Origin of the sequence: Streptomyces gamaensis (assembly GCF_042656465.1) — a bacterium.
GTDB lineage: Bacteria > Actinomycetota > Actinomycetes > Streptomycetales > Streptomycetaceae > Streptomyces > Streptomyces gamaensis.
The window spans coordinates 445,389-467,758 of sequence record NZ_JBHSPB010000004.1; the positions used below are offsets into that span (position 1 = coordinate 445,389).

At 69.9% G+C, this 22,370-nt stretch carries 26 protein-coding genes; 24 read left to right on the forward strand and 2 right to left on the reverse strand.

Going from position 1 to position 22,370, the window contains the following annotated elements; genetic code table 11:
• The first annotated feature begins 61 nt into the window (after positions 1 to 61).
• Complete coding sequence (locus tag ACFP1Z_RS09340; RefSeq protein ID WP_390315550.1) at positions 62 to 1,885, forward strand: phage minor capsid protein; 1,824 nt, start codon at positions 62 to 64, stop codon at positions 1,883 to 1,885.
• A gap of 11 nt (positions 1,886 to 1,896) precedes the next feature.
• Positions 1,897 to 2,064, forward strand: coding sequence for an Rmf/CrpP fold protein (locus ACFP1Z_RS09345; protein WP_390315469.1), 168 nt, complete (start codon positions 1,897 to 1,899; stop codon positions 2,062 to 2,064).
• Here the strand turns inward: ACFP1Z_RS09345 and ACFP1Z_RS09350 are convergent.
• The gene (locus ACFP1Z_RS09350) at positions 2,061 to 2,492 is read right to left on the reverse strand and encodes a GIY-YIG nuclease family protein (protein WP_390315470.1); all 432 of its coding nucleotides are present in this window, start codon (positions 2,490 to 2,492) and stop codon (positions 2,061 to 2,063) included. The genes ACFP1Z_RS09345 and ACFP1Z_RS09350 overlap by 4 nt on opposite strands.
• A gap of 192 nt (positions 2,493 to 2,684) precedes the next feature.
• Here ACFP1Z_RS09350 and ACFP1Z_RS09355 point away from each other — a divergent pair, with 192 nt between their 5' ends.
• The 18 genes from ACFP1Z_RS09355 (at position 2,685) to ACFP1Z_RS09440 (ending at position 16,620) form a co-directional block, all read left to right on the forward strand.
• Complete coding sequence (locus ACFP1Z_RS09355; RefSeq protein WP_390315471.1) at positions 2,685 to 3,233, forward strand: hypothetical protein; 549 nt, start codon at positions 2,685 to 2,687, stop codon at positions 3,231 to 3,233.
• Between the two features lie 19 nt (positions 3,234 to 3,252).
• Entirely contained in the window at positions 3,253 to 4,230 is a 978-nt protein-coding gene (locus ACFP1Z_RS09360) for a major capsid protein (protein ID WP_390315472.1), read from the forward strand.
• A gap of 4 nt (positions 4,231 to 4,234) precedes the next feature.
• On the forward strand, positions 4,235 to 4,630 hold the full coding sequence (locus ACFP1Z_RS09365) for a hypothetical protein (RefSeq protein WP_390315473.1): 396 nt from the start codon (positions 4,235 to 4,237) through the stop codon (positions 4,628 to 4,630).
• Positions 4,624 to 4,947, forward strand: coding sequence for a hypothetical protein (locus ACFP1Z_RS09370; RefSeq protein WP_390315474.1), 324 nt, complete (start codon positions 4,624 to 4,626; stop codon positions 4,945 to 4,947). The genes ACFP1Z_RS09365 and ACFP1Z_RS09370 overlap by 7 nt, the downstream gene beginning before the upstream one ends.
• Complete coding sequence (locus ACFP1Z_RS09375) at positions 4,944 to 5,297, forward strand: hypothetical protein (protein WP_390315475.1); 354 nt, start codon at positions 4,944 to 4,946, stop codon at positions 5,295 to 5,297. The genes ACFP1Z_RS09370 and ACFP1Z_RS09375 overlap by 4 nt, the downstream gene beginning before the upstream one ends.
• 1 nt (position 5,298) lies before the next feature.
• Positions 5,299 to 5,730: a minor capsid protein gene (locus ACFP1Z_RS09380; RefSeq protein WP_390315476.1), complete on the forward strand. Its 432-nt coding sequence runs from the start codon at positions 5,299 to 5,301 to the stop codon at positions 5,728 to 5,730.
• A gap of 12 nt (positions 5,731 to 5,742) precedes the next feature.
• Positions 5,743 to 6,261 (forward strand): phage tail tube protein, encoded by a 519-nt coding sequence (locus ACFP1Z_RS09385; protein ID WP_390315478.1) that lies wholly within the window; start codon positions 5,743 to 5,745, stop codon positions 6,259 to 6,261.
• Positions 6,261 to 6,752 (forward strand): DUF7426 family protein, encoded by a 492-nt coding sequence (locus ACFP1Z_RS09390; protein WP_390315479.1) that lies wholly within the window; start codon positions 6,261 to 6,263, stop codon positions 6,750 to 6,752. Before ACFP1Z_RS09385 ends, ACFP1Z_RS09390 begins: the two co-directional genes overlap by 1 nt.
• A 228-nt stretch (positions 6,753 to 6,980) precedes the next feature.
• Positions 6,981 to 9,395, forward strand: coding sequence for a phage tail tape measure protein (locus ACFP1Z_RS09395; RefSeq protein WP_390315480.1), 2,415 nt, complete (start codon positions 6,981 to 6,983; stop codon positions 9,393 to 9,395).
• A 4-nt stretch (positions 9,396 to 9,399) separates the two neighbouring features.
• Positions 9,400 to 10,305: a phage distal tail protein gene (locus ACFP1Z_RS09400; RefSeq protein ID WP_390315481.1), complete on the forward strand. Its 906-nt coding sequence runs from the start codon at positions 9,400 to 9,402 to the stop codon at positions 10,303 to 10,305.
• Between the two features lie 16 nt (positions 10,306 to 10,321).
• Positions 10,322 to 11,311 carry a hypothetical protein gene (locus tag ACFP1Z_RS09405; RefSeq protein ID WP_390315482.1) on the forward strand — a complete coding sequence of 330 codons (990 nt, stop codon included), beginning with the start codon at positions 10,322 to 10,324 and terminating at the stop codon, positions 11,309 to 11,311.
• A gap of 12 nt (positions 11,312 to 11,323) precedes the next feature.
• Positions 11,324 to 12,427, forward strand: a complete 1,104-nt coding sequence (locus ACFP1Z_RS09410; protein ID WP_390315483.1) for a hypothetical protein — start codon at positions 11,324 to 11,326, stop codon at positions 12,425 to 12,427.
• Positions 12,427 to 13,284, forward strand: a complete 858-nt coding sequence (locus tag ACFP1Z_RS09415) for a hypothetical protein (RefSeq protein WP_390315484.1) — start codon at positions 12,427 to 12,429, stop codon at positions 13,282 to 13,284. The genes ACFP1Z_RS09410 and ACFP1Z_RS09415 overlap by 1 nt, the downstream gene beginning before the upstream one ends.
• 16 nt (positions 13,285 to 13,300) lie before the next feature.
• The gene (locus ACFP1Z_RS09420) at positions 13,301 to 14,770 is read left to right on the forward strand and encodes a hypothetical protein (RefSeq protein WP_390315486.1); all 1,470 of its coding nucleotides are present in this window, start codon (positions 13,301 to 13,303) and stop codon (positions 14,768 to 14,770) included.
• A gap of 86 nt (positions 14,771 to 14,856) precedes the next feature.
• Positions 14,857 to 15,099, forward strand: a complete 243-nt coding sequence (locus ACFP1Z_RS09425) for a hypothetical protein (protein ID WP_390315487.1) — start codon at positions 14,857 to 14,859, stop codon at positions 15,097 to 15,099.
• A gap of 75 nt (positions 15,100 to 15,174) precedes the next feature.
• Positions 15,175 to 16,044, forward strand: coding sequence for a peptidoglycan-binding protein (locus tag ACFP1Z_RS09430; RefSeq protein ID WP_390315488.1), 870 nt, complete (start codon positions 15,175 to 15,177; stop codon positions 16,042 to 16,044).
• 58 nt (positions 16,045 to 16,102) lie between these two features.
• The gene (locus tag ACFP1Z_RS09435) at positions 16,103 to 16,357 is read left to right on the forward strand and encodes a hypothetical protein (RefSeq protein ID WP_390315489.1); all 255 of its coding nucleotides are present in this window, start codon (positions 16,103 to 16,105) and stop codon (positions 16,355 to 16,357) included.
• Entirely contained in the window at positions 16,354 to 16,620 is a 267-nt protein-coding gene (locus ACFP1Z_RS09440; protein WP_390315491.1) for a hypothetical protein, read from the forward strand. The genes ACFP1Z_RS09435 and ACFP1Z_RS09440 overlap by 4 nt, the downstream gene beginning before the upstream one ends.
• A 58-nt stretch (positions 16,621 to 16,678) precedes the next feature.
• Here ACFP1Z_RS09440 and ACFP1Z_RS09445 read toward each other — a convergent pair whose 3' ends face one another.
• Complete coding sequence (locus tag ACFP1Z_RS09445; protein WP_390315492.1) at positions 16,679 to 18,154, reverse strand: transcriptional regulator; 1,476 nt, start codon at positions 18,152 to 18,154, stop codon at positions 16,679 to 16,681.
• Between the two features lie 610 nt (positions 18,155 to 18,764).
• Between ACFP1Z_RS09445 and ACFP1Z_RS09450 the strand changes: the two genes are divergently transcribed.
• The 4 genes from ACFP1Z_RS09450 to tmk all read left to right on the forward strand — a co-directional run bounded on the left by ACFP1Z_RS09450 (position 18,765) and on the right by tmk (position 22,359).
• Positions 18,765 to 19,235: a hypothetical protein gene (locus tag ACFP1Z_RS09450; protein ID WP_390315493.1), complete on the forward strand. Its 471-nt coding sequence runs from the start codon at positions 18,765 to 18,767 to the stop codon at positions 19,233 to 19,235.
• A 199-nt stretch (positions 19,236 to 19,434) separates the two neighbouring features.
• Entirely contained in the window at positions 19,435 to 20,262 is an 828-nt protein-coding gene (locus ACFP1Z_RS09455; protein WP_390315494.1) for a DNA glycosylase family protein, read from the forward strand.
• Complete coding sequence (locus ACFP1Z_RS09460; protein ID WP_390315495.1) at positions 20,237 to 21,721, forward strand: B12-binding domain-containing radical SAM protein; 1,485 nt, start codon at positions 20,237 to 20,239, stop codon at positions 21,719 to 21,721. The genes ACFP1Z_RS09455 and ACFP1Z_RS09460 overlap by 26 nt, the downstream gene beginning before the upstream one ends.
• Complete coding sequence (gene tmk, locus ACFP1Z_RS09465; RefSeq protein ID WP_390315496.1) at positions 21,718 to 22,359, forward strand: dTMP kinase; 642 nt, start codon at positions 21,718 to 21,720, stop codon at positions 22,357 to 22,359. The genes ACFP1Z_RS09460 and tmk overlap by 4 nt, the downstream gene beginning before the upstream one ends.
• The last annotated feature ends 11 nt before the right edge of the window (positions 22,360 to 22,370 follow it).

Below are 22,370 nucleotides of genomic sequence, written 5' to 3' on the forward strand. Positions count from 1 at the left end.
CCCCTGTATGCACGTCCAAGGGTTCTGAGCCGAGGTGATCCACGTGCTGGTTCACCCGGGAATGGCCGAATCCCTCTCAGCTGGTGTCCGAGACTTGTACGCGGACGCCGAGGCGCGGCTGCTGGGCATCGTTGCCCGCCAGTTGGCCGTCGGCCTTGAGGCCCCCGGATGGGCGGTGGCCAAACTTGCCGACATCCAGCCGCTACGCCGGGCCGCGCAGTCGGTCGTCGAGGAACTCGGCAAGGCGACCAGCCTTGAAGTGTTCGACGCCGTCTCCGAGGCGTACAACGCTGGCTCCCGCGCCGGACTGGACGAACTCGGCGCCCTGGCCGACGAATACGCCCGCCGCATCGCCGAATCCACCCCCAACGCCCGGGCGGTTGATCGCCTCGCGCACGAGACCGTCGACCTGGTCAAGCAGACGCACCGTGGGATCCTCCGCGGCGTCGAGGACGGTTACCGGCAGGTGGTCGCCGAAGTCGCCGGTACACCGCTGCTCGGTGTCGATACCCGTCGGCAGGCAACGCAGGCCGCGATGACGCGGTTTGCCGACCGCGGGTTGAAAACGTTCGTGGACCGTGCCGGCCGGTCGTGGTCGATGACGTCGTATGCCGAGATGGCGGTGCGCTCCGCTGTGGGGCGTGCCGCGGTCGAGGCACACGGCGACCGTCTGCGCGCGGCCGGTCTCGACCTGGTCATCGTCTCCAACGCCCCGCACGAGTGCCCCCTGTGCTCCCGCTGGGAGGGCAAGGTGCTGTCCCTCGACGGGGCCGACGGCGTGCGGACGGTCGAGGCCGAGCACGCGACCGAGGACGGTCGCACCGTCGAGGTACAGATCGCCGGCAGCGTCGACGAAGCGCGGCGGGCCGGACTCCAGCACCCCAATTGCCGGCACAGCCTGAGCGCGTACTTGCCCGGTGTCACCACGGCACCGGCAGAGCACTCGCAAGACCCGGGCGGATACGAGGCTTCGCAGCGGCAGCGGGCGATAGAGCGCGGCATCAGGAAGTGGAAGAACAGGGCCGCCGCCGCGACCGATCCGGACGCGAAGCGCGCGGCCGAGGCCAAGGTGCGGCAGTGGCAGAAGCGGCAGCGCGAACACCTCACCGCGCACCCCGAGTTGATCCGGCGCCGTGAGCGTGAGCAGATCGGCGGCGGCAACCTCCCGAAGAACACCGAGCGTCCGTCGCAGGGTGCGGTCGAGGCCGCGCGGGTGCGCTCCGGCGACGGCCGGACCCTGCCGGAGATGAGCGACGAGCAGCTCGGCGCCGCGATGCGTACCGGCATCCTCGACGACCGTGACCATGTCCGTGTTGCCGCGGAGTTCGACCGGCGCTACCCGGTCACGCCACCGCCGGCCGCCGTGGGCGGGACGGTGGCCGACTACGCCGCGAACCGGGCCGCGCTCGACCGGCTGCTCGGCCCGCTCCGGCTGCATGAGCCACGGCCGGCCCCCGACGGGTGGGGCGCCTATGGGCGCGACATCACCCGGGGTCCGGACGGCACCGCGCACATGTCGGCCGCCGAACGCTGGGCGTACGAGAAGGAACTCGCCGAGCGGCAGGCGCAGACCGCGTACACCCGCAAGGAGATACGCACCATGTACCGCGAACACGTCCATGTGCAGTGGCTCGCCGCCGAGGACGCCACGCGCGGGCACATGCTCACCCGCGAGGCCGAGGCCGCCGGCGTCGACCCGCGCTCACTCTTCTCCGGCCCCGCGCACGTGGCCTACGCCCGCGCGAGCGAGGACCTGCGCCGCTTCTGGGAAGAGGTCTCGCCGAGAGTCACGCTCGCCGAGTTCACAGAGCAGGTGACCGGTGTCGCCAGCGACGCAGCCGAAACCGCCCGCCGCGCTGCCCACGACCAGCGCCGCAAGCGATAAGGGGCTTTGCCATGGGTTTCCGTGAGGACGCCGTGCGCGCCTACCAAGACGGCCGCGACGCGGCACGCAGCGGCCGACCCGTGACGGTCTGTCCCCACCCGGCCGGGTCCCTGTTGCAGCTGGCATGGGTGCGCGGCTACGTCGTCGCCCGCCCCCTGCCCGAGGGGGAAGGATCCTAACGGCCTTTGGGCTTACGCGTGGGGCGTGTGGTGTTCCGGTGGGGCGATGGGGATTGGGGAGACAACCCGGTACGGTCCAGGCCTACCACCGCTTTCATGATCTCTGCGACGGGATGAAGCCCAGAGAAGTCAAACCACTCGCCACCGATGCGGCGATCAGCGAAGCGTCGATGCAGCGCAGCCTCAAGGTCTCGCCCTCCCTTGAACTGTGCGAGCAGGTGCAGGGTCACCGGTGACATGTTCTGTATCTCAGCAAAGCGGTCGGCAACGGGCCGCTCGGTGAATCCGATCTTCACTTGACCGGGATGCTGGCCCCCGAGGACGTAGACCTTGGGACCCGGCATCCAGCGACGAAGCATCTCAACGTGCGCACGGCTCTGATCTCGGGTGCAGCCGCAGGACTTGCCGTGACTCTGACTGGCGCTCACGCATTCTCCCTGTTCACGGTGTGAACTCACTTGCACTGAGCGTACGCGTGAGCCACCAGGCAATCGCTGCCCACCCACAACCACAGCCCCACGGCTCTGGCCTTCTCCTTCACACCGGTCCGGAGGACTATCCCCATGTCTCACACCATTGCCACGACTACCGCAACAGCCAGTGACCCCACGGGCCCTGAGATGCCCGAAGTCACAGCCTCGTCTGCGGCTCCAGCTACGCCCGATCTGGCCACCGCACAGCAGGTAGCCGAGGCTCAGCAGCGCGCAACCCCTGAGGCTGAGCGGGCCGAACAGTTCCAAGCAGCGCTCGCCGCCGTACACAAGGCGCTCAACCCCGACAGCCAGGGCAGCGAGCAGGACCCGGCCGCGCTCGCCGCAGCGGTCGCCGAGCGTGACAAGCAGCTCGACCAGGCCGCAGCCGAGCTGCGCACGGCCCGTGTAGAGCTCGCCGCCTACAAGGCCGCCGGCGAGCAGGGTGCGCGGGCCGACCGGCTGCTGAACTCCCGCTCGTTCCTCGCCGCTGTCGCTCAACTCGACCCCGACACCGACACATTCGCCGAGTCGCTGAAGTCGGCGATCGCGTCCGCGGTCGAGTCCGACCCCGACCTGTACCGCGCAGTCCCGGCCGCGCCCGCACGGGGTGGTGCCGAGTTCAACGGCGCCCCGTCCGGGGATCGCCGTCCCGCCACCCTCCGCGACGCCATCGCCGCCCGCCTCGGCGGCGCCTGACCCCTAGGGAGCACCACCCATGGCCATCACTCTTGCCGACGCAGCACAGAACACACAGGACGACATCGATCTGAAGGTCATCGACGAGTTCCGCAAGTCGAGTTGGCTGCTCGACAACCTCACCTTCGACGACGTCGTGAATCCCGCCGGCGGGGGCGCGACGCTGACCTACGGCTATACCCGTCTCGTCTCCGAGCGCGGCGCGGCGTTCCGTCAGCTCGGGACCGAGTACGGCACCGAGCAGGCCAAGCGCACCCGTGCGACCGTCGATCTGTCGGTGCTGGGTGGTGCGTTCGAGATCGATCGGGTCCTGTCCAATCTGGGCCCGGCCGCCACCAACGAAGTCGCTTTTCAGATGGGGCAGACGGTCAAGTCGGCGCGGGCGTTCTTCTCCGACCAGGTCATCAACGGCACCAAGAACACGTCGACAGCGACCGGCTTCGAGGGCTTGTCGAAGGTACTCACCGGCACCGCAACGGAGTTCAAGGCCGCGGCTGACTGGTCGACGCCTGCCGATCAGGCCGCCGCGCACAACGTGATCGACGGCCTGGACGAGTTCCTCGGACTGCTCGATGACACCCCGAGTGCGCTGCTCGGCAACAAGAAGACTATCGCCCGCATTCGCTCGCTCGCACGCCGGGCCGGGTACTACAGCCGTACCGAGAACGCGTTCGGGCAGACGGTCGAGGCGTATAACGGCATCCCCTTCATCGACCTGGGTGCAAAGGCCGGCACCGCCGACCCCGTCATCGGCATCGACGGCAAGACCGGCACCACCGACCTGTACGCGGTCCGCCTTGGTCTGGACGGCTTCCACGGTGTCTCGACCGTGGGCGGCGGCCTCGTGCGGCAGTGGCTGCCGGACTTTGCCACCGCCGGGGCCGTCAAGCGCGGCGAGGTCGAACTCGGCCCCGTCGCCGTTGTGTTGAAGGCGACCAAAGCAGCGGCCGTGTGGCGCGGGATCAAGGTCAACCCGACCGCGCCCGTCAAGGAGTAGTGCGGTGCGCCGCGTCTACGCCACCCCCGAGCAGCTCGCCGCATGGCTCGGCTCGCCCGCCCCGGCGGACGCCGAGCGGCGGCTCGCCCGTGCCGCCGAGGACATCGACTCAGCGCTGCTCACCGCCGTCTACCGCGTGGATGGCGACGGCGACCCGCTCGACCCGCTCATCGTGCAGGTCCTCGCGGATGCCACGTGTGCACAGGTCGAGTGGCAGCTCGCCACCGGCGACGACGGCACCGGCGCGGCCGGACAGTGGGACTCGGTCAACATCGGCCCCGTGAGCCTCTCCGGCCGCGCTGCGCGCACGGCGGGTGCCTCGGGCGTCGAGCTCGCTCCGCGCGCCGACCGCGTGCTGCGCCGCGCCGGCCTCGAACCGGGAAGGATCTTCGCATGGTGACCCGGGTGCCCCCGGCGCTGCTGCGTCACCGCATCACCGTCGAGCCGTACGCCGGTGAGAGCGCGTACGGGCAGCAGTACCGGCACGCCATCCCTGGCGTGCCCGCGCTCGTCGATGCCTCCCCGCGGCTGGTGCGGGCCCCGGACGGACGGCAGGTCACCGCCTCGGCAACGTTCATTGCGGGGCCGGTGCTGGACTGCCCGCCCGGCTCCCGGATCACCCTGCCCGACGGGCGCATGACCACGGCGATCACCGTTACCCACCACACCGCCCCGGGCCTGCCGGTGCCCGCCTGCACGGAGGTGACCTGCGAATGAGCCAGTCGGTACGGCTTCAGTGGAACGGCCGGGCGGCGACCGAGGTGATCCGGCGCGCCACCGCCCGTGGTGTGCTGCTCGGCGCCGAGCACGTGCTCGCCGAGAGCCGCAAGAAGGTGCCGATCAACGAGGGCACCCTCGAACGCTCCGGCGCCGCGAGCGCCGATGAGCAGACCCTGACTGCGGCCGTGTCGTACGACACCCCGTACGCGGTGCGCGTGCACGAGGACATGACCGCCCGGCACGCCCCCGGCCGCTCCGCCAAGTACCTCGAATCCGTCCTGCCCGAGACCAGCGGCGCCGTGCAGGCGCTGATCGCGGCGCAGGTGCGGCGCGCCCTGGGCGGCTGACGTGTCCTACACCGTCGATCTCCTCGACGGTCTCGCCCGCATGCTGGACGCCGTCGGCGTCGGCACGTACCGGCCTGACGGCATGTACGTGGAGGGCGAGACCGCGATCACCATCGCTGCCATGCCGCCGGCCCCCGACCGCGCGCTCTGCCTCTCGGCCTACGTCGTCGCCGACTCCTCCGTGCTCACCGACACGACGACAGGCGTTCAGGTGCGCACCCGCGCAGGGGCAGACCCGCGCGAGGTCGACACCCTCGATGACCTGGTGTTTTCCGTTCTGCAGAGCGCCGGGCCGCACCTCTTTGGAGTTGTCCGGGTGCAGCTCATCACCCGTGTCTCGGGGGCCCCGATCGGCGCCGACTCGGCCGGCCGCATGGAGCGCACCTCCAACTACCGCATACGTGCGCACCGCGCGCACCCTCATCTCGAATAGGAGGCCGACCGCATGGCTACACCGACGCCGCCGGCCGAGACGGTGACCGCGCTCGCGCGCCGGTACCGACTGGAAGTCAACACGAGCACTACGGGCACCCCGGCTTGGACTCTGCTGCCTGGGATCACCGAGTTCGCCCCGAAGGTTGAGCCGACGCAGCAGGACGTCACCACGTATGACGCCGAGGGGTGGTCCGAACAGGCTGTGACCATGCTCGCGTGGTCGATCGAGACGACGATCGCGCACCGCGCGCACCCTGTGACCGGCGCTTTCAACGCGACCCAGGAGTTCATCCGTAAGGCTTCGCTGTCCTTCGGCGCTGCGTCGTACGTGAACGTCCGCTACTACGACCGGACCGGCGCCGATGAGGCGTACGAGGGCGTTGCCCTGGTGACGTGGGAGCCCGAAGGGGGCGGCCCCGACGAGGTCGACACCATCAAGATCACGTTTACCGGGTCCGGGCCGTTGAAGCCGATCACCAACCCGGCGCCAGCCACGCCGCCGAAGCCGATCGCGGGGGGTGGTAGCTGATGGCGTTCGAGGCGCTCGACGAGCTGCTCGACGAGTCCCTGCACCTGCCGATCGCCGGCCGCGTGTACCGCGTACCCGCCCCATCCGCCGAGGTCGGGCTGCGCACACAAGCGATTGTGCACGCCGCCGCGGTCGCAGCGGACGGCGGGCGGGCAGACGAGCAGATCCTCGCCGACGCAGCCGAGCGGGATCTGTATGCCGACGTCCTCGGCTCCGCTCACGCCGAGATGGTCGCCGACGGCGTGCCGTGGCCGGCGCTCAAGCACAGCGCGATCACCACGATGGTGTGGATCAGTCAGGACAAGGCCGCCGCAGAACGCTACTGGAACAGCGGCGGCGACCCTTCTCGGATGGCCCCGAACCGTCAGGCCCGCCGCAACCCGCCATCGGCTGCGGCGAGTTCGACGAGGTCTCGGGGCTCTACGAGTGGTACGAGTACCCGCCCGGTAGCACCCGCCCCCGCCAGGGGCAGCCAGAAGCGCCAGCGCTGACCTGGGCGCAGATCCTGACCGAGTGGCCTCTCGTCGAGGCCGATCTGCACGAGGTCTACGGCATCGATCTCGGCGACCGGGCCCTCCTGCGCGCCCGCTCCTGGCGCTGGCTCCGCGTCCGCATCCTCGCGCTTCTGTCGGCCGAGTCACGGCTCGCCCGCGTACTCACACCCTCACCCGAACCCAACGCCCCGGCAGGGGTGCCGACTTCCCGGAGGTGATGAGCCGATGGCGCTGCGCGTGGGTGAGCTCGCCGCCACCGTGAGCGTGGACGATTCCGCGGTCGCGGCGGGGATGCAGCGGGCCGAGGGCCGAGTGCGCGCCGGCGGCGACCAGATGGCCACCACGGCTGGGCGGTCCGGGCAGCAGGCCGGGCGGCAGCTCGGCGACGGTGTCGCCGAGGGAGCCGACCAGGGCAGCGGCAAGGCCCGGGAGCTGCTGGAGAAGGGGATCAAGGCGATCGGGGCGGCCGCGCTCGGGATCGGGATAGGCATCGCGCTGGTCGGCGGGATCGGGCAGGCCCTCGACCAAAGCAAGTTGCAGGGCAAGCTGCAAGCGCAGCTGGGCAGTTCGGGCCCGGTTGCGGCTGCGTACGGCAAGGCCGCTGGCGCCCTCTATTCCTCGGCCGTGGTCGAGTCGGTCGAGGACGGTGCCGAGATCATGAAGGGGATCGCCCGCGGCGGTCTCCTCCCGCCCGAGGCGACCGAGGCGCAGATTCAGACCATGGGGCGGCGCGTCGCGGACACCGCTTCCGTCATGGGCGAGGACGTGTCCGCGGTGACGCGGGCAGTCGGGCAGATGATGCGCACTGGCGTGGCCCAGAGCGCGGATGAGGCCATGGACGTCCTTGTCCGCGGCACACAACGAGGCGGGAACGCAGCCGAAGACCTGCTCGACACGTTCACCGAATACTCAACACAGTTCCGAAACATGGGCCTTGACGGACAAGCCGCCATGGGCCTTATCCAACAGGGTCTGCAAGGCGGTGCCCGCGATGCCGACGTGGTCGCCGACGCCATCAAGGAATTCTCGATCGAGGCTGTCGCCGGATCGGACAAGGTACGGGGCGGGTTCGAGAAACTCGGCCTCAACGCCGACGCCATGTTTGCTGCCATCGGCAAGGGTGGCAGCAGCGCGAACGGCGCGCTCGACAAGACGCTCGACACTTTGAGGGCCGTCGAGGACCCCGTGAAGCGCAATGCGATCGCGACCGAGCTTTTCGGCACGAAAGCCGAGGACTTGGGAAACGCGCTGTACTCCCTCGATCCGTCCAGCGCTGTTGAGGCGCTGGGGGACATCAAGGGCGCTGCGGACGGTGCGGGTGACGCGATGCGGGACAACGCCGCGACGAAGATCGAGGTTTTCAAGCGGGCCCTTGAGCAGAAGGCCGTCGCGGTCATCGGCGGCAAAGTGATTCCGGTCATTGAGAAGCTCGCCGACTGGGTCGGTGCGGGCGGCCTCGGCGCAGCGTTTGCGGCTGCGTCGTCGTTCATCTCGGAGCACTCGACAGCGCTCACAGTCGCTGCCGGGGTGATCACGCTGGTGATGCTACCCACGCTGATCCAGCTGGCCACACAAGCCGCTACCACCACGGTTGCCGTCGTGACGGGGTGGGCCACGCAGGCCGCCGCCGGTGTCACGGCGGGTGCCCGCTTCCTGGCCACCAACGCGCTGATCATCGGTGGCTGGGCGGCGCAGGGTGCCGCGGCCGGCGCCGCCGCGCTGCGTGTGGTGGGCGCGTGGGTGATGATGGGCGCGCAGGCGCTCGTGCAGGCCGCGCGCATGGCTGCGGCATGGGTGATCGCTATGGGCCCGGTCGGCTGGATCACAGCCGCAATCGCCGGTCTCGTCGCACTGGTGGTCGCCAACTGGGACACGGTCAAGAACGCGACGGTGGCGGCGTGGGATTGGGTCTGGGGCAAAATCAAGGGCGTTGCGCAGGCCCTGCTCGATCTGTTCCTGAATTTCACCCTCGTTGGCATCATCATCGGCCATTGGGACTCCATCCGATCCGGCACCGTCCGCGTCTGGAACGCTGTTGTGGACTGGGTCCGGGGAATCCCGGGCCGGATCGTCAGCTTCTTCCTCGACTGGCCGCTCGTCGGGCTGATCATCCGCCACTGGTCATCCATCAAGGACGGCACGGCCCGCGTGGCGGGCGCCATGCTCGACTACGTGCGCGGCCTCCCCGGCCGCATCGTCGGATTCTTCGGCAACTTCGGCAGCATGCTGTACAGCAAGGGAGTTGACCTGATCAGCGGCCTGTGGAACGGAATCAAATCCATGGGATCGTGGCTCCGGTCGAAACTGATGTCATGGGCGCGGGACATGATTCCGGGACCGATCGCCAAAGCACTCGGAATCCATAGCCCGTCGCGTGTGATGCGCGACCAGATCGGCCGCTTCATTCCAGCCGGTGTCGTCGAGGGCATCAAGGCCGGCGCCCCCGCGGTAGACCGCACCATGCGCAATCTGGTCACCGTCCCCGCAGCGCAGTTCGCCACCACCGGTGCGCCCGCCACGGGCAAGGTGGGCGGCGGGAGTTGGGGCCCGGCCGTCCACATCGAGAACTGGCACCAGGGCGACACAACCGCCGACCAGACCGCCGCTGCACTCGCGTGGCACATGAAGATGCGGGGGTGAGGCCATGCCTGCCGGCGACCGCGTCACCACCCCCGGGCACATCCAGTTCGGCGAGCTGCTGCTCGGCCCCGGCACCGCCTACGGCTGGCAGCAGCTCACCGGCTGGGAGGACTCCCCCGCCCTCGACTCCGGCACCGTCCCGCGCGCCGACGCCCACGGCGCGTTCCCCGGCAGACTGCTTGCACAGCCCCGCACGATCACCCTCGACGGCATCGTGATCCGCACCGACCCCGGCCGCATGAGCACCGCCGTAAGGAAGTTGGCGGCCGCGACCGCGATCGGTGACGCCCAAATACCGCTCATGATCCGTCTCGACGACGCGCCGCCCCTGATGTGCTGGGCCCGCTGCCTGCGCCGCAGCGTGCCCGTGGGCACCGACGGATACCGCATCGGCACTGTGACCGGCGCAGCGCTCCAGTTCGAGGCGAGTGACCCGCGCCGGTACGAGGTCGTCGAGCAGCGCGCCGAGGCGCACCTGCCGATGCCCGAGGCCGGCCTCGACTGGCACCTCGACCCCGGCCCGGAGGGCCTCGCGTACCCGCTGGGTTTCGGCGCCCCCGGCTCGTCCGGATCTCTCACCGCGCTCAATACCGGCGACGCCCCGGCGCATCCCGTGATTGTCTTCCGGGGGCCCCTTGACCTGCCGTCGCTGACCGATGTCGACAGCGGTGAGGCGATCGAGTACGACATCGCGCTCGGGGCCGACGACGAGCTGACCGTCGACACCGCCGCCGGCACGGTCACGCTCAACGGGTCTGCGTCGCGCCTCTACACCGTGACCGCGCGCAGCGTGCCCGAGGGCACGTTCACTCTCCCACCCGGGACCAGCAATCTCGCGTTCCGTGCCGCGCCCGGCTCATCCGACCCCCGTGCCGCCTGTGCCGTCCGCTGGCGCTCGGCCTACTGGTAGAAGGAGACATCCCGCTGTGACCGTACGTGCCGCGTGGCTTCCGCCCACCGGGCAGACCCGCGCCGACACCCGCCTCGCCCCGCTCGGGACCATGGCGCCCGAGGCCGAACTCACCAGCCGCGACGGCGTGATCGCCGGCGGAACCCCGCTCGCCGCGTCCGGTGTCGGCCCAATGCAGGTGCAGATCAGCACCGGCCGCGCCATCGTCCAGGGCACCACCGCACAGGGCGCCTACCCCGTCACCGTCACCGCCCCGGAAACCCTCACCGTTGCCGATGGCGACCCGCAGTACGGGCGGGTCGACTCGGTGGTGCTGCGGGTCCGCGACGGGCAGTACGACACCAGCGGGCAGGCAGCGGCCACGGTGGAGATCGTGCAGGGCACCCCCGCCGCCGCCCCCACGGCGCCGCCCCTGCCCCCGGCCGCGCTCCGCCTGTGGGACATCACCGTGCCCGCCGGCACTTCGGCCGGGGTCGGCGGCCTCGACGTCAGACGCGCCCTGGCCGACCGCCGCCGCTACACCAGCGCCTACGGCGGGATCATCCCCCGCGGCTGGGGCCTCAGCTTCGCCGGGGCGTACGACGGGCAGTACCGCGACACCGGCACCGGCCTCGAACGCTGGTCAGCATCGGCCGCAGCCTGGCAGCCGTACCCGGCCGACTCCGGATGGCAGCCCCTCGCGCTCGCCGACGGCTACGGCAATCCCGGGCACGGCATGCCCGCCGCATGGCGCCGCATTGGTTCCCTGGTGATGCTCCGCGGCCGTATCGGCCCGACCCGCAGCGAGGCAACCATCGCGCACGGGGCGACCATCCTTACTCTCCCCGCTACCGCCCGGCCCGCCGACGGGCGGGAATTCGCGTGGGCCTCGCCTCGGGACCTGACCGGCAGCGGTCCGTCGCTGTGCCGCGTCGAGATCACCCCCACGGGCACTCTCCGGACGTACGAGATCTGGTCGCCGCCGCAGTGGATCAGCCTCGACAGCGTCACCTACACGACCGACTGACCAGGGGGTGACGTGGCTTCCCCCGGCTTCTACCGGGTGCTGCTGTGCGACCTGCGCACCGATCAGCTGCTCGACGTCGTGCCGGTGCAGTCCCTCGCGCTCGACGACTACATCGGCAAGACCGGCAGCATGTCGGCCACCATCCCCGTACCCAACGCGCAGACTGCCGCGCGCATCCGGCGCGCGCTGCTGCCGGGCCGTACCGCGGTGTGGGTCGAGCGCGGGCTTGAGGTCTGGTGGGGCGGCATCCTGTGGACCGCGCGCATCACCAGCAGCACCCGCGGCGAGCTCCAAGTGCAGGTGCAGGCAGCGACGTTCGACTCGTACCTCGACCACCGGATGCTCACCGACACGCACACCGCCGCGCGGACGGATCAGTACGACATCGTGCGGGGCCTGATCTCCTACGTGCAGGGCACGCCCGGCGGGGACATCGGGATCACCTACTCCGGCGCCCCCTCCGGCGTGCTCCGCGACCGTACCTACTCCCGCTACGACCTGCCCCGCATCCGCGACCTGATCTCCCAACTCGCCGCTGTCGAGGGCGGGTTCGAGTGGCGCATCGCCGCCTACCGTGATCCGGCCTCCGGGCGGCGCGTCAAAGAACTCCAGCTCGGCACACCGGTCATCCGGACCGGCACGGCCGACATCGTCCTCGACCACCCCGGCCCCGTCCTGTCCTACACGTGGCCCGTCGACGCGACCGTGCAGGCCAACACATGGCAGAGCAGGGGTGCCAGCACCAACCAGAACCAGACCGAAGAGTCAGTGCCACTCCTGTCCGAACTGCTCGTCGACGACACAGCCATCACCGCCGGCTGGCCCCGCCTCGACGGATCCTCGGACTATTCGACCGTCATCACCCCGAGCGTGCTCGACGCCCATGCACGCGCCGACCACGCCCGCGCCCGTACGCCACTGACGATCCCCGAGATCACCGTGCGCATGGACGGATCGATCACGCCCGCGCTGCTCGGCGCCACCGTCCGGCTGCGCATCCGTGACCTGTGGTGGCCCGAGGGCCTCGACGCCCGGTACCGCATCGTCGGGCTCGCCATCACCCCGCCCGAACGCGGCCGCGCCGAGACCGCCCGCCTGAGCTTGGAGACCGCCTGATGGCTGCCATTCCCCTCGACCTCCTCGACCGCATCAGGGAGTTGGAAAGGCAGGTACGCGAGTTGGCTGGCCGTGCGCAGATGCGGCCAGCGCTCGACAAGATTTTGCACGGGGACATCGTCATCGGCGAGGGCGGACAGCTCATCGCCCGGGCGCCGAACGGCAACGCCACCTTCTCCGTGGGACAGACACCGCAAGGCGACTGGGGGATCTTCCTGCGCCGCGACGACGGCACCCGAGCGATCACCATCGGCGACGACGTCAACGACGGTGACCAGATGTGGCGCATGTGGGCGCGGGATACCGGCTCACCCGCTGGCGTGCTGATGATGGATGACGCGCTCTGCGACCGGTTCCTCGGCCGCCCGGTGCTGCCTCTTCAACTGCACCCCACCAAGCGGCAGGACAGTGACCTTGCCATCTATCAATCGGCATGGTCGGGGGCTGCGCCTGCGACACACGCTGTCGCCGAGATTCAGCTGTACACCTTTGCCAGCCGCGGCGGGCAGGTCAAGATCACCATGCGGCCGGACGGCACCGACCACCCGGTGACGGTGGCCGAGTACGACGTGCCGGCCGACACGTGGATGTACAAGCGCGTCGTGCAGCCCCTGCACGACGTCGAGTACATGCAATGGGTCACATGGACTGTCGACCACCGTAACCACGAGGCCAACCAGTACATCGAGACGCGCCTGTACTCCGCCTTGCAGCGCCATACCCACACCCGCGACGAGGTGCCACGCCCGCCCCAGCGAACGCCCGTGGCTGCCCCGGCCGCCGAGGCGCCCGCAGCGTCCGCGGAATCCGTCCCCGAGCCCCCGCCGGCGCCCGGCCTGCGTCGCGTCGACGAGTAAGGAGCACCCCTTTCCCGTGCTGCCCGACACCATCCCCACCGTGACCGTGCGCGGCCGGTTCCTCAGCCCGGACGGCCATCCCCTCAGCGGTTCCGTCACCTTCCGTGCCCCGGCACAACTCACCTTCCCCGAAGCCGATGTGATCCTCGGCGGGCCCGTGCTCGCGCAGCTGGACGCGCAGGGGCAGATCGAGGTCACCCTGCCCGCCACGGACGCGCCCGGCATGGACCCTTCCGGCTGGTCCTACACCGTCACCGAGGCACTCGCCGGAATCCCCGCCGGCCGCACGTATCAGCTGCTGCTGCCCGCCAAGCAGGCGCGGGTCGACCTCGCCGACATCGCGCCCACCGACCCCACGAAACCCAACTACGTGGCCGTCGAGGGCCCGCCCGGCCCCCGCGGCGACCGCGGCGCCTCGGCCTACGAAGTGGCGGCGGCCGAGGGCTTCAGCGGCACCCCGGCAGACTGGCTCGCATCACTGACCGGCCCCCGCGGCGCAACCGGCCCCAAAGGCGACCCCGGCCCCGCCGGCCCCCCGGGCACACCCGGCCTCGTCCAGTCCGTCAACGGCGTCTCCGCCGCCGCAATCAAGCTCACCGCAAGCGACGTTGAGGCCATCCCCGCCACTGCGGCCGGTACAGCCGGGGGCGTTGCCCAGCTCGACGCGTCGGGGAAAGTGCCGGCCTCACAGCTCCCGGCATCGGCCGGGGGCGCGGTCGAGTCCGTCAACGGGTACACGGGGGCCGTGAAGCTCACCGTGGCCGACATCGGCGCAGCACCGGCCGCCCACGCCCACACCGCCGCCCAGGTAGGTGCCATCGCCGCCACCGCCCGTGGTACGGCCGGGGGTGTGGCCGCGCTCGACGCCTCCGGGAAAGTACCCGCAACGCAACTCCCCTCTGTGGCCGAGTCGTTGCCGGGGACGTGGATGCCCGACGACTACGGGCTGCGCGCGTGGGCGTACGACCTGCATGCCGGATCACGTACCCCGGGCGACGCGCCGAGCGAGGCCGGCCGCCTGTACCTCGTGGGTGTGCCGCTCCGGATGGCCGCCACGATCAGCAAGGCTGTCGTTCACGTGATGGGCTACGACAAGCCCAACTCAACAGTGACCGCCGCGTACTTCGGTATCTACGACAAGGACTTGAAGCGTGTCACCTCAACGGCGTCCTCTGCCGCGGCTCTGCCGGAGACGCACAACATCGGTGGTCAGCTCGCACCCGTCGCGCTGCCCACTCCGGTCAGCCTTGCCCCGGGCAGCTACTACGTCGCCATTCTGATCAAGGGCACCGGCACGGCCGTACCGTTCCTCGCCGCCGCGAACTGGGCCGGAAACTCCACCATTTCAGGGGCCCGCGCCGCCGACGCGAACGGCGTCCATCGATGGCTCCAGACGTCATCCGCCACCGTCACATCCCTGCCCGAGCAGCTCACGCTCGCCGACATGGCCGAGGCATCCACCTGCTATTGGGCCGGCCTCGGCTGATCCCGTCGGCCATCCGTCACCCTTACCCGCCCCGCACCGGGGCGTTTCCCCTACCTGAAATCAGCAGAAAGAAAGGAACACATCCCATGACAGAGATCATCCGCGCCGAGGTCACCGTGTCGCAGGGCAACGAGGAAAAGGACCCGCACACGGCCATCATCAAGCACGGCATGCCCGTCAGGGCGTTCGCATCGGGCGTCTACCTCACGCCCCAGGAGAGCGAGGCTGCGCTGAAGGCCGCCGTCGAGGCGTTCGTCGCAGCCCTTCCCACCAACCGCGCGTACAACATCGCTGCATCCCTGGTGAGCGAGACCAAGACGCCCATGTGATCCCCGCTCTACCCCGCACTGCCCCGACGCCCCGTGCCCATGGCCGGGGCCTTCTTCATGTCAGGAGACACCCCTATGGCAAACCCCCTGTCCCCCGACCGCCTCGCCGCCGCACTGCGTGCCGAGGGCTGCCGCGTCGTCGAGTACGGCAACTGGCGCACCCGTGACCGCGGCACCCGCGGTGCCGGGTGGGGGCCGATCAATGGCGTGGTCATCCACCACACCGTGTCGAGCGGCACTGAGTCCTCGGTGGAGCTGTGCTACGACGGCTACGCCGCGCTCCCCGGCCCGCTGTGCCATGGCGTGATCGCCAAGGACGGCACCGTCTACCTGATCAGCGCGGGCCGCTCCAACCACGCTGGGAGCGGCGACCGCGCAGTGCTCGACGCCGTGATCGCCGAGCGCCCGGCCCCGGAGCCGTCCGCCAACAACACCGACGGCAACGCCCGCTTCTACGGCTTCGAGTGCGTGAACCTGGGCACCGGCAATGATCCGTGGCCCGAGGCGCAGCTCGACGCGATCGAGCGCGCCGCCGCCGCGATCTGCCGCGCCTACGGCTGGAGTGCGGCGAGCGTGATCGGCCACCGCGAGTGGACCGCCGACAAGATCGACCCGCGCGGGTTCTCGATGCAGACAATGCGCGAGCGGATCGACCGCCGCCTCGGCCACAAGCCCGACGAGCCTGTGCAGCAGCCGGAGTTCGAGCCGTTCCCCGGCCGTGACTTCTTCAAGCGCTACCCGCGTGCGCCGATCGTCACCGCGATGGGCCGCCGCCTCGTCGACGAGGGGTGCTCCGCCTACGCCGAGGGCCCTGGCCCTCAGTGGACCGTCGCCGACCTGCGCAGCTACGCCCGTTGGCAGCGCAAGCAGGGATTCACCGGCGCCGACGCGGACGGCTGGCCCGGCCGCGTCACCTGGGAGGCACTCCGTGTACCCAAGGTCTGACCCCGTCCGCCGGCTGCCACCGCACCGCGGCCGTCACCGCCCCCTGAGAGAGGAACTCATGACCCCCGCCAACAGGCGCACCGTGCGCACCATCGTGCAGACCGCGGTCGCCCTGGCCGTCGCACTGCCAGCCATCGTCGCCGCGTCTGGCATCCCCGCGTCCCTGCCGTGGGTCGCGGGTGCCCTCGCCGTCGCCGGCGGTCTCTCCCGCGTGATGGCCCTGCCCGCTGTCGAGGCCCTGCTCGACCGCGTCGGCCTCGGCCTCGTCGACGAGCAGACCCCACTCGACCGGACCGGCGGGGGCAGTCTGTGACCGAACCCGCCCCGCACGACCCGGCCGCGGTCGCACTCGAACTCGAACGGCTACGGGCGGTCGTAGAGGTGGGGTTCGCGCGCGTCGACGGCTCGCTCGCTCTGCTCGTCCAGCGCAGCGACCAGACCGACAAGCAGCTCGCCGACCATGAAACCCGGCTCGACGGACTCGAACGCGCCCGCTGGCCCCTCCCCTCCCTCGCCGCCCTCCTCGCCGTTGCCGGCCTACTCGTCTCCGCCTGGCAAGCTACGGCCACCCACTGAACCAACGCGCTCGTGCATCGGCCACTCAGCCGATGCACGAGCGCGTTTTTCGTTTTAATCAGGTGTCCTCCATCAGCTCGACCAACTCACGCACCGGCCTTACATCTCCGAACTTGGCCATCCTGGCCCGGAGATCTCGCAGAGCCTCTGCTGTCCGAGCAGAGTCCACTTCGCCACTCAGCCGCAAGGCTTCGCCACCAGCCAAGCAGGCGCCATCGATGTCACGAACCGCCAAGTGCGCACGCGCTAGGGCAATGTTGCTCAACGCGCCTCTGCGGGCACGCCCTTGAGACAGGCTGGCGTCGATTGACTGGTCAGCAAAATCGATGGCTCGCAACGGGTCTCCCAGCAGAATCAGCGTATTTGCGATCTCCCCGGCAATGTAGGCGTGATCGATGAACCGCATCTCGGGAGGCTCGTTCTCCGTCACCACATCGTGCAGGGCATTCTCTGCCCGGATGACCGCCTCTGCGGCCTTCCTGCTGAGCCCCTGCATCGCGTACGAGCGGGCTTCCAGGACCGCCAAGTCCGCGTACATGGCATTTGATGCGCCACGCAAGGCGATCTGTCCAGTTTTGGCAAGCTGCACACCCTCGTCGGCATGCCCCAACGTCCCGGCCAAATGGGACAGTGTGGCCATGGTGTGGGCGCCGAGTACCGGGTTCTGTGCCTCTTCACTGAACCGCAGAGCTTGCAAAAGATAACGCTGCGCTAAACCATGATGTCCGGTGTCGTAAGACATCCAGCCGATCAGCTGCGCCTGCTCGCCCGCCAAGTCGAACAGAGCTCGCTGAACATGTTCGTTGGACTCGGCCCGCAGGAGAGGCAGGACTGTGGTCCGCAAGTACTGTGCCAACGCCTGACGGCCGTGCCCGCCGCCTTGCTGCGCGTCTGCCTCAGCAAAAGTATTGATCACGGTTCGGATTTGCTCGATCCTTGCTTTGCTCACCCTCCGGCCCTCCGAACTGGGAGACGGCAGTTCAAGAACAGCAAGAAGCCAGTTCCGTGTAGGCTCATGCAAAGCCGTCAAGAGAAATGGCAGTTGCCCCATAAGCTCACGCCGTAGCACATCGTCCTCCGCTAAGCCCGTCACGGTTTCGAGGGCGGAGAGCACGGAGGCCGGATAGCGGAGTGCCGGATCATCCGGATGCAAGCTCAGTGCATTCTCAGCCCTCGACCCCGGCATGCCGTCGTGAACACAACCCTCGAACAGAGTAGGCATGGAAGGTGGTTCGAAAGCAAGGTTCCTCTCCTGTTCACGGGGGCCAGCCCTGCGGCTGGCTTCCCTCCGGTGCCGCCGACTGACTGCCGCAGCGCGCTCCACCAGCTCTGAGGGGACGCCGAAGACAGTCGCGAGGTGGCGACAGGTGTACCGGCTGGGGATGCGCTGCTCCCGCTCATATCGCCCGATCTCCTTGCCGGTCATGGCATCCCGGCCTTCAACGGCGTTGTACTCGTCCGCGACGTCCTGCTGTGTCCATAGGCGCTGGCCCCTCAGTCGTTGGACCAGCTCCCCTAGCAGTTCATCGCTCACCGTGTCTCCCCTTTCTCCAACTGGCCCCCATACTCGCCCCATCCATGGCCCCCTGCCAGGCTCCCGACTTCAACGCCTGATACGTGTTGGCTGAGGCCATGCGCATGAATCGTGGAGATCGACGGGCCACCTCGCCCCCTTGCCCGTCGGTGCCAAGAGCACACGAAGCGGTGAACAGCGGTGAGACCGTTCACTCACGCTCGAAGGCGCTGCGGGAGGAGCACACGGTCAGCGGACCCGACCGGCAGGCAACGAGTGCTGATCGCCAGACGGGATTCATCGTCGACCGGGACGGCGCAGCCGAGCGGAACATCCAAGAGGCTGCGGAAGCGCCGAAGTGGGCTCCGCAGCCGGGCGAGTTGGTTACAGACACCAGCCGTGACCGTGTGGGCAAGGCGATCGGGTGGGACGGCCACGAGGTGACGCTTCGCCCTCTGGACGGAGGGGAGCCCTGGCACACGTCGGCCTACCGTCCCGCCAACGCTCAGGACCGATTGCGGGCTCGGGTAGTGGTGCTCAACCGCGAGCGCCGGGGGCGCTCATGGTGACGCGCGCCCGGGGCAGAGGCGAAAGGTCCGTGAACTCGCCTATCCAGACTACGACTTCGCCTGTGCGGGTCACGCCCGGCCTCGCCTTCCTGGCTGACATCACCTACACGGTCGGCCTCCACCACGGCGACGCCGGCACCGTGGCACAGCTCCTCATGACCCACACCCCGCCACGCCGCCCCGGCGAAACGCTTGAATGGATCGACGCGGGCATGCGCGCCCTGGCGGCGTGCCTCAACCTGGGCCCGGTCGGCGAGGAACCGATCAACGTGGGGCCGCGGCTGTCTGTGCACCGGGGAGTCGCCTCGCTCGACTACGGCGACAAGGATTGGCGCATGTGCGTCCCTGACCCCGGTCGAGCCTGGTTGCAGCACGTCGCCGACGGCGGCCCCGTCCGTCTGATGGTCGGGTTCGAGCCGTCCCGGAGCAACCGGACCCAAGAGGAGTGGGGCCGGTTCGTCGAGGCCGCCGTGAAGGCCGGGACCATCCGATGGGGGACCACGAGCGTCCGCCAAAGATGGCGGCTCAACTAGCAAGCGAGCCGCCCCGGAATATGTGACACCCCCGGGCCGGCCCGCTCGCGTGCGACCCTACTGGGCACCGTTCCGCCCCACCCGCCGACAGCAGCAAGGCTCAAGGCAGGTGGGGCAGTTCCGGCCGAAACTCGCAGGCACGCCTCGCCGTGCCCCTACGATCCTGGGCCACCACTCACCAGAGGAACCAGGGGACGCCGTGACAACGCTCATCACTGACCACCCGGCATGGACACCCGACACGCACAGCAGCACAACCCGCGTCATCCTGGCGCGCAATGCCGTGTGGTCCGCCCACTGGACCGGGACAGACCTCACCCTGCTCCCCCTGGGCAAGACAACCGACGCACCACCGCGCATCGACCGCACCCCCGCCGACGACCTGCCCACGACCGCGCCCAAGCCGTTGCACGACGCCTTGACCAGCCTCGGCACGGTCGTGCGTCTGCCGAATCCGTGCCTGTGGGACGCCATTACCACAGCCATCCTCCGGCAGGTCGTACGCGCCGCTCAGGCCCGCGCCCTCTACCTCAAGTGGTGCGCCGCCCACGGCACGCGCGACACCCCGCACGGGCCCGTCGCACTGGCACCGCCCCCCGAGGTCGTTCTCGCTCTGCCCGACGAGGCGTTCCGCCGGACCGGTGCCGCGTTCCACCACACCGCCTTGCAGGCCGCCGCCGCGGCCTACCAGCAGCACGCCGACGCATGGTCCGCACTCGACGCCGACGATCTCGTCAAGGCCCTCGATGCCATCCCCCGCGTGGGACCGTGGACCGCTTCGGCCGCTGCCGCGGACTTCACCGGGGACTTCTCCGTCTACCCGCACGGCGACCTCGCCGTGCGCACCTGGGCCCGCCGCGCAGCTCCCGGTGTGCCCCTGCCCGAGGGCGAGCGCGCGTTCGCCGCCGCCTGGCAGCGTTTCGCGCCCGACCGCCCGCAGCTCCATGCCCTGACGCTGTTCACTCTCGCCTGGGGGACTCATGCCCGCACAGCCGAGCACAATGGAGCACCAACCGACCGCACCTGACCTCATCGCCGGTGCCGACCCGTCCCGGCCGCTCGACGCCTTGTTCGTCAACGCCCCGCTGCGCGACTACGCGCTGCGGCCGCGGGTGAACGACTACACGCTGCCCGTGCTGGGCCTGGCCTACATCGCCACCTACGCCGCCCGCGCCGGGCACAACGTCGGGGTTCTCGACGCCGAAGCGCACGGCCTCGGCCTCGACCAGGCCCTCGCCATCATCAACACCGCCCGCCCGCGCTGGGTGGGTATGAACCTGCTCGCCCCCACCTACGAGTTATCGGCCCGCATCGCCGCCGGCCTCGACAACGGCATCGCGCTCATGGCCGGCGGACACCACGCCAAGGCCATGCCCCAGCGCATCCTCACCGACCCCCGCATGTCCCGCCTGAACGCCCTGGTCCTCGGCGAGGGCGAAACCCGCGTCGCCGCGCTCCTCGACGACGAAAAGCGCCGGGCCGAGCTGCCCGGAGTGATGTGGCGCGACCGCCTGCTCGGCACCACCGCAACCGGGATCGCCACCGGCACAGACCGCACGCAGTGGCTCGCGCCCCACGTCGACAAGCTGCCGTTCGTCGACCGCGCGTACCTCACCCAGGACCCGTACCGGGCCGATGACGGCCGTACCGAGGCGAACATCGTCGGCTCGCGCGGCTGCCCCTACGACTGCGGGTTCTGCGGCGCCGCCGTCTCAGCGAACCCCGACATCACCATCCGAACCCGCTCGCCCGAGAACATCGTCGCCGAACTCGACCAGCTGCACACCCAGTCCGCAGTGACAGCCTTCCGGTTCGTCGACGACCTCTTCCTCGGCGCCGCCCGCATCATCCGCCCCGCCATGCAGGCATTCACCGAGCACCGGATCGGCGACCGTTACGCGTGGGACGCGACCGGCCGGATCAACGTCCTGCACCGGGCCGACAACGCCCTGCTCGACACCCTCGCCCGCAACGGCTTACGCGAAGTCGCTCTCGGCATCGAGTCCGGAAGCGACCACATCCTCCACGCCATGGACAAACGCATCACCGCCGCCATGACCGAGACCGTCACCCACCGACTCCTCGAACGCGGCATCAACGTGAAGGGCTACTTCATCCTCGGCTACCCCGGCGAGCAGCCCGACGACCTCAACGCCACCATGCGCCACATCCACCGCCTGTGGCACCTCTCCGACACCCTGCCGGGCCGCTTCCGCGCCTCCGTCTTCGAGTTCCGCCCCTACCCCGGCACCCCCGTATGGCAACACCTCACCACCGCCGGCCACACCCCCGAGGCCCTCCTCACATACGCCGACGTCGACCTCACCGACCAGGGCGCCGACACCTCCCTGCACGACCGCGACGAATTCAACTTCTCCGTCGGCATCCAGTTCGGCGGCGTCCCCCTACCCGCGCTCCGTGCCGCCCTCGCCGAGCTCGCCCGCGAGCAGCACGCCCGCACCCACCCGAAAGGGACAGCGGCATGACCAACCCCACGGGCATCTTCATCACCCTCGACGGCCCCGGCGGCGTCGGAAAGTCCACAACCCTCACCGCACTCGCCGAGCTGCTGCGCCGGCGCGGCCGCCCGGTCCACACCACCACCGAACCGTCCAACAGCCCACTCGGCCGCTTCACCCGCGCCCACGCCGACCGCATCCACGGCCACGCGCTCGCCTGCCTGGTCGCCGCCGACCGATACGAGCACCTGCGCACCGAGATACGCCCCCGCCTCGACCACGGCGACACCGTCCTGTGCGACCGCTACCTCGCATCCACCCTCGTCGTGCAACGCCTCGACCACGTGCCCGAGCGATTCCTTCTCGACCTCAACGCCGACGTTCTGCTGCCGCACCTGGCCGTGATCCTCACCGCTGACGCGCAGACGATCGCGGGCAGGCTCGCAGCCCGAGGAGCGCACCACCGCTTCGAACGGGACCCGCAGGTACCGGCCCGCGAGAACGAGCTGTACCAGCGCGCGACCGAAGTGCTCCGCGGCATGGGCGTACCCGTACTCGCCGTGAACACCACAGAATCCACCCCCGAGGAGGCAGCTGAACAGATCGCCTCCGCCGCCCCGCCCTCCCCCGGTAGCGTCACCACCAGCCCCGCCGACCGCACGTGACCGCCACCACC